Origin of the sequence: Luminiphilus sp. nBUS_16 (assembly GCF_051201645.1) — a bacterium.
Lineage (GTDB): Bacteria > Pseudomonadota > Gammaproteobacteria > Pseudomonadales > Halieaceae > Luminiphilus.
The window spans coordinates 613303-626176 of sequence record NZ_CP179205.1 but is presented as its reverse complement, the minus strand read 5'-3'; the positions used below and the strand labels follow the sequence as shown (position 1 = coordinate 626176).

Annotated in this window: 8 protein-coding genes and 3 tRNA genes; 6 read left to right on the top strand and 5 right to left on the bottom strand. The window is 53.2% G+C overall.

The features are described from left to right. Positions 1-128 precede the first annotated feature (128 nt). The 3 genes from ACMAY6_RS02795 to ACMAY6_RS02785 all read right to left on the bottom strand — a co-directional run bounded on the left by ACMAY6_RS02795 (position 129) and on the right by ACMAY6_RS02785 (position 458). Positions 129-204, bottom strand: a tRNA-Thr gene (locus tag ACMAY6_RS02795). Between the two features lie 26 nt (positions 205-230). Beyond that, positions 231-304 (bottom strand) — tRNA-Gly (locus ACMAY6_RS02790). 70 nt (positions 305-374) lie between these two features. Then, positions 375-458, bottom strand: a tRNA-Tyr gene (locus ACMAY6_RS02785). Between the two features lie 233 nt (positions 459-691). Between ACMAY6_RS02785 and ACMAY6_RS02780 the strand changes: the two genes are divergently transcribed. Genes ACMAY6_RS02780 through ACMAY6_RS02755 form a run of 6 tightly spaced genes read left to right on the top strand, consistent with a single transcriptional unit; the run spans position 692 to position 6584 of the window. Further along, complete coding sequence (locus tag ACMAY6_RS02780; protein WP_435214263.1) at positions 692-1174, top strand: DUF6484 domain-containing protein; 483 nt, start codon at positions 692-694, stop codon at positions 1172-1174. A gap of 17 nt (positions 1175-1191) precedes the next feature. After that, complete coding sequence (locus ACMAY6_RS02775; protein ID WP_435214261.1) at positions 1192-2181, top strand: DUF2169 family type VI secretion system accessory protein; 990 nt, start codon at positions 1192-1194, stop codon at positions 2179-2181. Beyond that, the gene (locus ACMAY6_RS02770) at positions 2178-3251 is read left to right on the top strand and encodes a beta-ketoacyl synthase N-terminal-like domain-containing protein (RefSeq protein ID WP_435214259.1); all 1074 of its coding nucleotides are present in this window, start codon (positions 2178-2180) and stop codon (positions 3249-3251) included. Before ACMAY6_RS02775 ends, ACMAY6_RS02770 begins: the two co-directional genes overlap by 4 nt. Continuing rightward, positions 3251-4504 carry a DUF4150 domain-containing protein gene (locus ACMAY6_RS02765; RefSeq protein WP_435214258.1) on the top strand — a complete coding sequence of 418 codons (1254 nt, stop codon included), beginning with the start codon at positions 3251-3253 and terminating at the stop codon, positions 4502-4504. The genes ACMAY6_RS02770 and ACMAY6_RS02765 overlap by 1 nt, the downstream gene beginning before the upstream one ends. A gap of 32 nt (positions 4505-4536) precedes the next feature. Continuing rightward, the gene (locus ACMAY6_RS02760; protein ID WP_435214257.1) at positions 4537-5331 is read left to right on the top strand and encodes a hypothetical protein; all 795 of its coding nucleotides are present in this window, start codon (positions 4537-4539) and stop codon (positions 5329-5331) included. A 14-nt stretch (positions 5332-5345) separates the two neighbouring features. Continuing rightward, the gene (locus ACMAY6_RS02755) at positions 5346-6584 is read left to right on the top strand and encodes a TIGR02270 family protein (protein WP_435214255.1); all 1239 of its coding nucleotides are present in this window, start codon (positions 5346-5348) and stop codon (positions 6582-6584) included. 546 nt (positions 6585-7130) lie between these two features. On the opposite strand, the gene ACMAY6_RS02750 is transcribed toward ACMAY6_RS02755, so the two are convergent. After that, positions 7131-10421, bottom strand: a complete 3291-nt coding sequence (locus ACMAY6_RS02750; protein ID WP_435214253.1) for an autotransporter domain-containing protein — start codon at positions 10419-10421, stop codon at positions 7131-7133. Positions 10422-10667: 246 nt separating this feature from the next. Next, complete coding sequence (locus ACMAY6_RS02745; protein ID WP_435214251.1) at positions 10668-12866, bottom strand: type VI secretion system Vgr family protein; 2199 nt, start codon at positions 12864-12866, stop codon at positions 10668-10670. Between the last annotated feature and the right edge of the window lie 8 nt (positions 12867-12874).

Sequence of the window (12874 nt, the reverse complement as noted above, 5' to 3'; positions counted from 1 at the left end):
ATCTGCACTGATCACTAGTGAGTCAGAACGGGACCTAAGGAACCGCTTTGACTGCGTTTAATACACCCAGTAGGCTTCACTACTGTGTGTCTCTACTCAATAAGACGCCTTCGTCGCCTTACTGTAACTGGAGCTCATAACCGGATTTGAACCGGTGACCTCTTCCTTACCAAGGAAGTGCTCTACCGACTGAGCTATATGAGCAACAACCTTCGTACCTAAATTGTCTGTGGAGCGGGTGGCGGGGATCGAACCCGCATCATCAGCTTGGAAGGCTGAGGTTCTACCATTGAACTACACCCGCGGCTCATTCCCCCCGGGCCCACACACCACACGTTCCGGGGTACTGATCCATCCCCTAAACGCCTACGTCTTGGTGGAGGGGGGTGGATTCGAACCACCGAAGCTTTCGCGTCAGATTTACAGTCTGATCCCTTTGGCCACTCGGGAACCCCTCCGGAAGGGCGCATATTCTCGGGATGTGGGCTGCCCTTGTCAACGTTTACCTTCATATAAATTCACCACTGTGAATAGTCCTACTGAGCCTCAGTTCTCAATTTAGACTCGCCAAAGCGCCTAAATGGTCAAAAACCAGACAATCACAGACGTAAAAGAGCGCCTCAGCGGCATAGCGACCCCCGCCAAATGCCCATATACTGCAACTTCCGAGATTCAACAATAGGTGATGCCAATGAACAAACCGCAGCGGATCAATGAGCTATCGCCCTTTAATCTGGAAAATTTGGCCCCTTTGATTGCTCAGCTAGAGGGCTTTGACGAGACCGGCCAACCGCTTCTGAACGTCGCCGGGCGCACCGTAACCGGAAAAATGGTTGCTCGACTTGGCGATTTTTCCAAGGAGGCGCTTCTTGGCCAGCAGGCACTTGTGGTATTTGAGAACAATGACCCAAATCAGCCCATCGCTATCGACCTCATCTACCAACCCACCGAAAGTCGTGACAACCCTGAAGAGCCCACAACTGCCGAGGCGACTGACGTCTCGCTGACCGCCGATACCATCATTATAAAAGCTGACGAACGCCTTGAACTGCGTGTCGGCAAATCGAGCATCGTTATCGATGACAGCGGAAAAATTACCACTCGCAGTAAAACTCAGTTGAGTCGAGCGTCGGGGCCCATTCGCATCAAAGGCGGACACGTCGACATTAATTAGCCTGAGATAAACGCCTCATGGAAGTCATTAACAGCACGCCTTACGCCATGGAGCGAGTCGTGATTTTTGACAAGCAAGGCAACGAAACGTTGCTTGTGGTGATTAAAGCCACCTATGACTTTTTTCAGGAGGGAACCCGGTTGGCCGCAGTACAGGTACCAATTGTGCACGCCGACGAATACTTGGGAGACGAACTTACCACCAGCATGCGCGTGGCCAGCGACCTCTTGCCCAAACGACCGACCACAGGGGTTACTTTATTTGGCGAGGCGGTCAGCTCCAAAGGCCCGGTCAGGTCTATGCAGGTTGGCGTCAGGATTGGCGATCTGACCTGCAGTGCTCTTGTGATGGGCGACCGGCTTGGGTTTGGACAAGTCAACAACCCGCAGCCCTTTGAAACTATGCCGCTTATTTGGGAGAACAGTTACGGCGGGTTCGACAACAGCGAGAACGACCTTGCCAAACATGATGCGCTACAAGACAACCCGATTGGTCGGGGTTTTATGGCGTCGAGCTCCAAATTATCACCTGACGAAATCCACCTTCCCAACATCGAACACCCCCAAACACCGCTGGAAGCGCCCCGCAAAGGCGGCAAAGCAGTAGGTTTTTGTCCCATTCCACCCGCTTGGCTCGCGCGCAGACAATATGCCGGGACCTATGACGACCACTGGCAGATGGAGCGCATGCCACTGCTTCCTGAGGATTTTGACGAGAGATTCCTGCAGTGTGCACCCGCTGCCCTAACAGCAAACCACTATCTCTCTGGCCAGGAGCCGGTCACTTTACTAGGCATGACAGAAGAGGGGCGACTCAATTTCCACCTTGCCACTAAACCTCCAGTTGTCGGAGTTCGGCTGCACAAAGCTGGAACGCTCTCACATCCAAATCTCGAATCAATACATATCGACGTCACCGCACGACAGGTTTACTGTACTTGGAAGTCAGAGATCAATATTCAAGGCCAGGCAGAGTCATTTAGAAGCGTGGAGGCAAGAATATTGTGACCGATCAGCCCGGTGAAATTTGGAAGGGCGAATTGGCGGTCACTGGCCTTGGCCTTGTTACTCCTGTGGGGCTAAGCGCTGCGCCATCCCTGGCTGCGTTGCGCGCAGGGGTCTCCCGTCTAGAAACCTTGCCTGGCACTTCAATTGCCGCAGGTGAAAATGATCAGGAACCGATTATTGGTGCGCGAGTATCCGGACTCACTGAGGGTCTCCTGGGCCAGCCACGACTCAAAGCCCTGATGCAACCGGCCCTAGAGGATTGTCTGTCCGACAGCGCAGTTTTCGCTGACCGGCGAATCGGTGTATTTCTTGGGACATCAGGCGCGAGCCCCGCAAATCGACAAGTAAACTACGACGATGCGGTAAAAAAACATCTGCTGGACTGCATTCCAAGCGGGATGAACGTGACGTGTGCGAAGCTAATTCAAACAGGACGTGCGTCTGTGCTTAGTGGTATTCGACATGCGGCCCTCGCCCTCGCCGAGGGAGCCATTGACGTCGCGTTAGTCGGCGCTGCAGATTCTTGGGTCACTCCCAGAGCCCTGCACTGGCTACGCCAAAAGGGCAGGCTGCCTGAGTATCCGCGACATACCGGCACTCTGCCCGCTGAGGCAGCGGGTTTTGTGGCACTTGAGACACCACAGGTGGCCGATCAAAGAGGTGCCCGCACCTACGCAAAGATCACGGCATCTGCAGGAGCCAACGAGAACGCGATCTGGGGTGAGGCAAATAATGGGGTTGCGCTGGCCCGTGCTATACGCAGAGTGGCAGAGGGCGTCACTGACCCCCATGCGCTAGTCATATCTGATCTTGATGGTGAGCGCTATCGAGCTATGGAGTGGGTCATGGCGCAACCCAAAAGCATGTGGCACTCCGAAACCCATGATCACTGGAATCCAGCGGATTGTATTGGCGACAGTGGCGCTGCGATGGGGGCAATAATGCTCGCTTGGGGCAGCGGCGCCTTGGCTAAAGGATATGCTCGAACTGAGCGAGTGCTGGTTTGGGGCGCGTCAGACGAGGGTTCAAGAGAAGCCGTGATGCTGGAGAGCACAGGGGGCCGTAGCTAATGCCTTCAACCGTTGTCGTCAACAAAATGTCAACACAACACAAAGCCAGCATCGGTATTGCCACCGCATTTCCAGATGTATGCAAGACACCAGCTCCGCCGGCTCCCGCACCAATCCCCATCCCTTACCCCAATGTCGCCATGTCCTCCATGGCCTCCCTTAAGACAACAAAAAAGGTAAAAGACAACAAACAAAAAGTAATGGTTAAGGGGTCAGCCTACTCCACAAGCAATGGCGACCAGGCGGGCGTCGCCATGGGGGTGGTTTCCAACAAGATCATGGGCAAGTCCTACATCAAGAACCAATCCTTCAATGTCAAGTTTGAAAAGAAGGGCGTAGGTCGACTCACGGACCCTCACGGAAATAACTGCGGCAGTGATCCGCCGAACACAGTATCCCCGGCTGAGGCGCAGCCACCCATGATGGGGATGGCCGGGCCCGACGCCAAAGCCCAAAAGGCCGCTTGTGAAAGGATGGGCAATCTAAAAGTGAAGGACCGGAAGAAAGCGGCTGAAGACTGCGGCATGCTCCCTGAACACGCAGAAGGGATCAGCGCCACCTGCCAACGCACGGGGCGCAGCGTCACGTTCCGATCTACCAATAAGGGCAGCTCCGACCATATTCGCAGCAATTTGCCCGCCAAGGGCTGCGATGTTTCGCAGAAAAGCATTTCTGAAAAAACAATACCAAAGGCTGATGCTGACCATCAGGGCATAATTGGCACACTTGGGCTGGCTGGTCTGGTGGGGGCCTACGATGGTGACAAACTGATTGGAGTAAAAACCACAGACGACTACCTACCCTTCGACGACATTAAATCCCGCCCCCCACCTCCGGACAATGTCTACACCGGAGACTACGATGCCCACGATATGTTCAGTAAGGGTGGCGCCAAAATCAAGGACGGTAGCACCGAGGAGAAGAACTTTAGACGTAACCTCAATAGGAATACGAGAGGTACAGGCAAACGAACAGAGATGATTCGGCACGGCCCTCAGGCCAACTACGCCGATTACGCCCGCCGCAAAGGTAAAGATCCTGTACCCAGCCTGCTGCTGCCCGATGTAAGTGAGAAAGAGCCCCTGCTGTGTTTCGATGCCAACGGAGAGATGTACCTGATAGACAACGAGGATGATCTGAAGAATTACTACACCTGCAAAGGTCAGGAAATACCTCCCGAATGGAAAGAGCCGCAGCGAACCAACATTCAGAACCAGATTGATGCGGATAAAGCGAAGAAGGTAAAAAAATAGCTAACAGTTAAGCAACGTGAAGCAGGCAACCCATGGCTAGATCAACTCAGCAACAAGCGATTATCGACAGGCTCAAACAAATCGCCGAAGCACTCGACGACGGCGGCGCGCTCAAGATGAGCCAGGACGCTGCCACAGATCTTGAGACCGAGGAGGAATACCTCCTCATGGAGTATATGGAACTGCTAGAGCACATCCCGGTAAGCCGGTGTCCCATTTGTGATGCTGACCTTAAGGTCACCATTGATCTGGCAGGATTCGATGGACCCTGGTGGTGGACAACTTGCCCAGTCGATTTACCCGCCCACAAATCTTGCCAACACTTTCAAGTGTTTTTGGGCGCCGTTCACCTTCGCGGCACGGAGCCAGAAGAGAGCAGCGAAAGCGTCATGGTCGGCCCTGCAATGCCATTTGTAGTGACGAGGCTACTGGAACATCCAACAGCCAAAGCGGTACTTTCTGCGTTTGAAACCCACGAGGGCCATACGGTTTTCATCATCGCCTATTATTCAGAAAAACCATTTCCACAAGCCGAGTCCCATCAGGAGTTTAGACATGAGAGTTACGCGCTGCTGGACGACCAGGGTGAAATTGAGTTCGCAGAGCACAAACACGATCGATGGGACTTTGATCTCGACCCTTGGCTTCAGACAAAACAACTGACCTGGATAGCGCCTGAAGACACCTCCCTTCGTCTCAGAAGTGGTCTGGAGAGCCCTTACAAAGGGCTCGACGGGACCAAAATGAACCAAGTTTTGGAGTATGGTGAGGTGGATCACTATGAGGCACCTCACGATCAGGAAGACACCAAGTTTGAAAGACACTAAGGAGATACGCCCAATTGAAACTCCTCGAGGATGTCATAGAAGAACACGCTGAAGAGGCCGCCTTCCTGTGGCAGCAGCGTGACATGGCCGTGCGCGCCCCAGACTTTGATCTGGACGATGTTATGGAGTGGGACGAACGCGTTGAAGCCCATCTCGATGGGCTGCTTATTGCTGGAGAAACAGGTTGGCAGCAAACTGCGGCAGTGGGGTTTGATGACCCCGGCGAGTTCTTTACCGGCTTATGGCTTGCAATTGCCCTAGGCAAGAAAGACTGTGTGGATGAACTTCTACTAACATCCGAGGATAACTCAGAGGCCCAGCGGGCAATGATCTCGGCACTAGGCTGGCTAGCCCCCGACAAGCTACAGGGCGTGGTAAAGGCGCTGTTAAGCTCTGACAGCCCCCACCAGCATTACCTCGGCATCGGCGCCTGCGCCGTGCACCGCGTAAATCCAGGAAAAGCCCTCGACATGGCTTTGAAGCGCGAATTCCCGGCACTAAGGGCAAGGGGCCTCAAAGCAATCGGGGAGTTGGGACTAATAGAGCGCATCACTGAGGCGGAGTCTGACCTAGACCACCCAGACAACGAGTGTCGGTTTTGGGCGTCCTGGTCTGCCGGGTTGCTAGGCAGTGACAAGGCTATTAACAATTTAAAGGCCTTTGCGATCACTGACGGCTCTAGACGTCGCGCAGCTATTGAGCTGGTCATCAAGCTAATGCCACTTGAGGCGGCACACAGCTGGATTAGAGAACTGGCGGCACAGCCCGACGGGCTGCGTTGGGCACTGATGAGCGCCGGCTATCTGGGTGACCCTTTCTATCTGGAACCTTTAATAAAGCAATGCACCAACGATAAGGTAGCTAGGGTTGCGGGAGAGGCCTTTGAAAATATTACCGGGCTGAGTATCTACGAACAAAGCCTCGAGATTATTCCAGAGACCGCACCGAATGATGAAGAGGAGAATGACGACCAAGATGGCGATTATGGTGATCAGTCAGGTGATGATGAAGCGCTAGTAATTCCCGATCCGGAAAAAATGGCCCTTTGGTACAGGTCTAACCATCAGCAATTTCTCGCAGGGCAACGTTTGAACTGTGGTAAGCCCATTTCCAGAGATCACTTAGCGCGTGTGCTGCGCTCGGGCCAACAGCGGCAGCGTCGTAGCGCCGCTATTGATCTCGCCATCATTAATCGGGGAGCGCCGCTTTTTGAGACTCGCGCAAAAGGGCAGGTTCAGTTCGAATCGCTTTAACAGGGCTGATAATCTCACCTGCTGGAATGATTACGCTGACCTTGCGCGGCGCCATTGTGATCCATTAGATGAACTGACGCAGGGATCTAGGGACGGCCCCTACAGGTTGACAGTATCAGCGCCCGAAGCTTGTAATTTTAAAAGGATTAAAATCCTGATGCCGGGAAACTCGACAATACCTCAAAGATTCACTTAAACACCGCAACTGATTGGAGGTTTACAAATATGCTACATGCTAGTGAACAGAAAATTAAAGAACTCGAAGCCCGAATAAAATGCCTTGAGTCAATTTTCCAAAATCTTAGTCGGGCTGAGGGGGGTACTCACAAAAACCTCAGAATTGCCTCAACGGGCCATCTGACTCTCATGTCACCCGTGATCGATTTATCTTGGAGTGCGTCGGTGAAGTTTCCTGGCCACAACACGCAACCCATGGCGAGGGTAGGCGACAGCGTGGTAGATGGAAAAATTGTAGGACCGGGGAACCCCCAAGTCCTTGGCTAGTAATAAGATGAAGCACTTTTTAACGAGCCGCCCAACAACCCATCAAAACTCGTAGCGCAACCCGCCACTTATGGTGTACTCGCTCCAGCGGTCGTAGGCAAACAGGCGACCATAATCCACGAAACCGGCAAAGCCACCCGGTAACTGAACCGATGCGCCAAATCGACCTCGGTAATAGCTTTTGTCAGGCTCATCAACTGCAATGACCAGCTTGGATCCATCAAGATCAGCAGCAAAGTTACCGGTGATAAATGCCGCGTCATTAGCGAACTCATGAACAACGTCAAATTCCACATAAGGGATGATTACTCCCCAAGACGCGCTGACAACCCGACTAACACTGCCCGTTAAGCGACCAGTAAGCCAGTCCTGGCTTTGCCCATCTATCGCTACAGCCCAACCAGCGCCACTTCCGTTAGTGTCACTGGCTTGCTCCGTAAAAGGGTCAATCTCGGAATCCAAGTAATCAAGGCTTGCCCTTAAAGTCACAATCCATGCTGTTTGAATAGCATCCCAGCCCACCCCAACATGGACACTGGTCGTCTCTCCATCGTATTCGGCACGCATTGATTGCTTCACCTGAGTACCATTACCCAACACGTAGCCCAAACGCCTTGACTGATCAAACTCGGAATCTCCGTAAGTTGCAGAGAAATCCAAGTACAAACGCTCGCTGTAAAGTGAGCCATAAAGACTTAAAGAGGTCCCCCTCGCATCAAGACTGCCCTTGTCATCGGCCAGTCGTGTCTCGCCATCAGTGAAGGAAACCGCACCGCCCAGTACAAAGTTATCGCTGACTCGGTAATCCAATCCCCCGCTAATCACAGTCGTATCCATTTTAAAGGCTGAACTGTTGGTCGATTCGTCACGCTCGGCCTTACTCAACTCCCCCGATAGGAAGACACCCCAGCGGCTGTTGGCCAGAAGCATAGGCTCCTCATCGGAGCTTGCACCTGAGGCCGGCATTAAAATATCGTCGACCGCGCTCGCCAAATGGTCACCGTTCAGGCGACTCTCACCGTTACTGAAGCTAAGGCCATCCACAGAAATCCCCCGGGCCCCGGCACGAAGAGCGGCGATTCGATTACCTATATTTTGGTCCTGTACCGTGTTGGCACGCTGCACCTGGGCATTTGCCTGTACCGCCCGCTCGGGAGTAATTTCATTCAATGCTTCGTTAACACCGCTTTCCTTATCGATAGATGCGCCAATCAATGCCTGGCAATCTGCCAGTAACTGACCCGAGAGTTCATCGGAGGTACAAGCATCGCTAATCGCCTCTGATGTAGCCCCCAGTTGCTCATCACCCCCAGCTGCATCGAGCAGGCTATCGAGCACTTGCTCTTTTGTGGGACACCCAGTTTCGTCAACCTCGGTGCCGGGCGGAGTGTTGGGGCACTCATCAATATCGTTCGCCACACCATCACCATCATCATCCTTTTCACCTTGAGAACAGCCCTGCGCATCGACCGTCTCACCCGGCGGGGTATTGGGGCACTGGTCAATGTCATTCGCAATACCGTCACCATCATCGTCTAGTTGACTAGCACCGCAACCGTTAGCATTAACCGACTCTCCCGCGGGTGTGTTGGGGCACTGATCGAGGTCGTTTGCCACACCATCACCGTCATCGTCCTTCTCGCTTTGGGCGCAACCAGTGGCGTCTACGGACTCACCTGCGGGTGTGTTCGGGCACTGGTCTACGTCATCTGCGACACCATCACCGTCAGTATCGATCTGGCTCGCACTACAACCACTGGCGTTGACCGATTCTCCGGCTGGAGTGCTGGGACACTCGTCAACATCGTCCGACACGCCATCACCGTCGGTATCGATCTGGCTCGCACTACAACCACTTGCGTTAACCGATTCTCCCGCAGGCGTGTTGGGACACTGGTCAGCGTCGTTAGCCACACCGTCACCATCATCATCCTGTTCAGCTTTCGAGCAACCCTGCGAGTCGACAGCCACACCTGGAGGGGTATTAGGGCACTGATCAATATCGTTTGCGACCCCATCACCATCGTCATCTCTTTCACTTTGCGCACAGCCCTCAGCGTCAACCGATGCACCTGCAGGTGTCTTGGGACATTGGTCGATGTCGTCCGATACACCATCACCGTCCGTATCGAGCTGACTTGCACTACAGCCACTGCTGTTAACGGCCTCACCCGGGGGGGTATTGGGACATTGATCGACGTCATCTGCCACGCCATCACCGTCTGTATCAATATCGGTATTCGTATCCGTTTCTAGCTGGCTCGCACTACAACCACTGGCATCAACCGACTCGCCCGAGGGTGTGTTGGGGCACTTATCAAGAGAATTGACTACACCATCATTGTCATCGTCGTCCTCTGCAGGGTTGGCCTGAGTCGAAAACGCCGCGTTAACTGTGCAGTCTTCGGTAATGCTGTTGGTCGTATACACAGAGCCGTCTAAAGAACCGCCACAAGTCCCCGCCACCGTCGGGGTGAAGCCGGAATCGGCCGTCACTGTGAAACTCGCAATAGCACCTGGTGTCACCGCCTGACTGCCAGAGGGAGATATACTGCCGTTGGGGCCGGCACTCGCCACAACATTCACAGTGGTGGCGCTAAAAGTGGCTACGACCGTACAGTCGGCGGTAATGCTGTTTGTTGTATAAAAGTTACCGCTCAGCGAGCCGCCGCAAGTACCGCCCACCGACGCAGTAAAGCCGGCATCAGGATTCACCGCATAGCTCAACCGGCCGCCCTCAGTCGTTTGACGAAGCCCATCTGGCGTAATTTTGCCATTGGTTCCGGCAGATGCAGTAACGTCGTAGAGGCTTTGGCTGTCGGAACAACCGCTACTATCTACACTTTCTCCAGCTGGAGTATTCGGGCAAAGGTCTGGAGTGGTATCTGGCACACCATCCCCATCGCTATCCGCTGGGGCAATGACCGTATAAGTAACTGAGATCATTAAACTAGAAATGGTTAGACCGGCATCGTCAGATTGAAAGGGCATATCATCGGATTTATAGGCGATAGAGGCGGTATCGCTGCCGCTTCCTAGCGCAGTGCCCGCCGGCACCGTTACTTGAACTTGGCAGCTGTTGACGCTGCCTGAGGCAGCGCCAGACGGACAGGAACCCGGGGCCACAGTCACCGTTGCTCCAGATCCTGAAGGGTCCAGCAAATAGTGAAACCCAGGGGAAGTATTGGTCACAGTGACCGACTTGGTCACCGACACGCCTTCCCGCACGTTGCCAAAATCGACGTTCTGGGCGGCTAACCCAGCTAGCGCGGCATTGGGCAACATCGCAGCCAAAAACAACAGGCCTAGAACTATCCTCTCTGCTCGCTTCATTAGGTTATCTCCCCTTCTGTAACCGGATTGCAGCCAAAACCGCCTCAGCGTTTTTATCTGTAACACTTCGCTTTCTTTATAGCCATCAGCCTTCGCCGCCCTGAGCCTACAGGCAATATTTACGGCATAACCACTACACAAATGCAAGCTTTGCTAATGCGCCGAGGGGCTCTTCACAATTATCGGGTTCAAGCTGTCTCACCACATCTTTAAAGGCGCTGAGACACTAAACCCTCAAATTCAGGTTCAGTTTTCCGCAACACTCGACCCCTTCCAGCTTACACTGGACCCGGCTTTTCCAGAAATCTTGGAGGACGCCTTCAGGGTCACATTTTTGCCCTTGATGGTAATATCTCCATTCTTTTTCATCACGATGCTGGCGGATCCAGTTTTAAAGGTTATGTCGTCCGCAGCCTCTACAACGAGTGACTTGCCCACTTTGAGCTCGTCATTTTCCTTAACCTCCACCGACCGCGTTTTCCCGACTTCCAGCTGCTGATCACCGTCGACCTCAATTGTCTGCGTGCCACCCACGCTGATGTCCTGAACACCGCCCACCTCCAGCGTATGCACGCCCCCCACCTCGGTTGTGGACAATCCCAGCACTGACAGGTTGTACGTAGCGCCCACATTGATTTCCTGCGAAAACCCAACATTGAGCGCATCAGAGTTGGCGATAGTTGTTATGCGGGAGCTGCCAACCATTTCAGTCTGATTTTTCCCAATGGTGACCGACTCATTACCACCCACCACGCGTGTCCTGTCGGCACCCACCGTCAGTTCTTGACTGGCGCCTATCGTCTCCTTCTGGCTCTTTCCCACTGAGAGGGTCTCATTATCGCCGACCTTAGCGGTACGGTTTTTACCGACATCGAGCGTTTCATCGACACCGACAGTCTCTGAATTGCAATTTTTCACGAGCACCTTTCGGTCTTTTTCAGCCTGAACGTAGAACTCCTCCGCCCCCTTTTTATCCTCTAGGCGAATCTCGTTAGCATTCGACGCTCCCCCTCCGGGAGAGCTTCGAGTTTTTAGACCCGACTGGGTTTTGTTTCCGGGCAGACCATAAGGCGGCGCATTGGATCCGTTATATACCGTGCCCATCACCAAGGGGCGATCGGGATCTCCCTCAATGAAGGCCACCATCACCTCATGACCGACGCGCGGGATAAACTGTGAACCAAACCCTGGACCAGCTGCAGATTGCACGACGCGAATCCAGCAAGAGCTAGCTTGGTCGTTCTTTCCATAGCGGTCCCAAGGAAATTGCACTTTTATGCGGCCATGCTTATCCGGATAGATCTCTTCTTTTGGAGGTCCAACAACAACTGCCGTCTGCGGGCCTCGAACCGAAGGCCGCGGCGTAGCCCGAGCTAACCTGAAGGGCGTTACCGATGGTGTGCAATCGAATTTCACCTCCCAAGTATCCTCACCGGAATCTTTAGCACCTGACCAATAGGCTGGCGCAACAACTCGGTGATACACCTCCGTCAACAGGTATTCTTGATTTTGACTACGTCTGGGATGCTGCTGCAGTGTAAATAACTGGCCGGCGGCCAGAGCAAGACTGTCTGTATCGCCCTGAAAAACTTCATGCTCCGCCTGTAACTCTTCAATACGATTCCTCACATAGTGATCTCCTCCTTGAGTATCACCATATCGATCATGAAAATCGAAAACCTCCCATGACGCCTGTGCATGGGATCGGTCAATGAGACGCTTGGTAGAAATGTCGGCTCTAGGCGTTTCAAAATTGTAGGCATTGAGGGCTACTTGCCCTGTTAAAACGCTAGCACCCATAGTCCAGTGGCTGACAGAGTCTTCTTTTAAACGCTTACCAACATCTTCAGGGTGATACTTAATAGTTGATTGGCCGGGTACCGGCTCGTGGCCGGAATGATCGTCCACCAGAACCATATAATGGGCAGACTTATCATGTTGAAAAAAGAAATAAATGCCTTCCTCTTCCATCAACCTCATAATGAAGTTGAGCGTCGACTCGCGATACTGTACGCAGTACTCACGTTCAGGATAGTTACGGGTTAATTTAAGCTTGTAATCGGTAAAGCCACTGTCGGCAAAAACCTGTTTGAGTAAATCAGGCACCGTAATTTCTTGAAAAATACGACAGTCCGCAACTTTATTGAGCATCGCTGACCAAGGTACCAGTTCAAATTGATAAAACCATTGGCCGGGGTAAGGGGCGCCAAGGAACTGAACTTTTTCGATAAGGCCATTGAAATAGCGCTTTCCCCCCGTATCCGACTCGACGGTAACTGTAGCGGGCAGTCCCAGTAAGTCGTCAGTGGCGATGTCGGGATTTTCAGAAAGGGCCTGAACCGAGTAGCTGAACCCGCGTCCCAGCCGCTCTGCACCCGACATTGATACGAGCTTTAGCGCGTCTCCCAGGGGCGTTGATACAGTGTATTTTCGTCCGGCACTCATTGTATTTT

Excerpts from the sequence above, each read along its gene's own strand:
- ACMAY6_RS02750 (WP_435214253.1), bottom strand. The coding sequence starts at position 10,421 with ATGAAGCGAGCAGAGAGGATAGTTCTAGGCCTGTTGTTTTTGGCTGCG.
- ACMAY6_RS02765 (WP_435214258.1), top strand. The coding sequence starts at position 3,251 with ATGCCTTCAACCGTTGTCGTCAACAAAATGTCAACACAACACAAAGCC.
- ACMAY6_RS02745 (WP_435214251.1), bottom strand. The coding sequence starts at position 12,866 with ATGAGTGCCGGACGAAAATACACTGTATCAACGCCCCTGGGAGACGCG.
- ACMAY6_RS02775 (WP_435214261.1), top strand. The coding sequence starts at position 1,192 with ATGGAAGTCATTAACAGCACGCCTTACGCCATGGAGCGAGTCGTGATT.
- ACMAY6_RS02780 (WP_435214263.1), top strand. The coding sequence starts at position 692 with ATGAACAAACCGCAGCGGATCAATGAGCTATCGCCCTTTAATCTGGAA.
- ACMAY6_RS02760 (WP_435214257.1), top strand. The coding sequence starts at position 4,537 with ATGGCTAGATCAACTCAGCAACAAGCGATTATCGACAGGCTCAAACAA.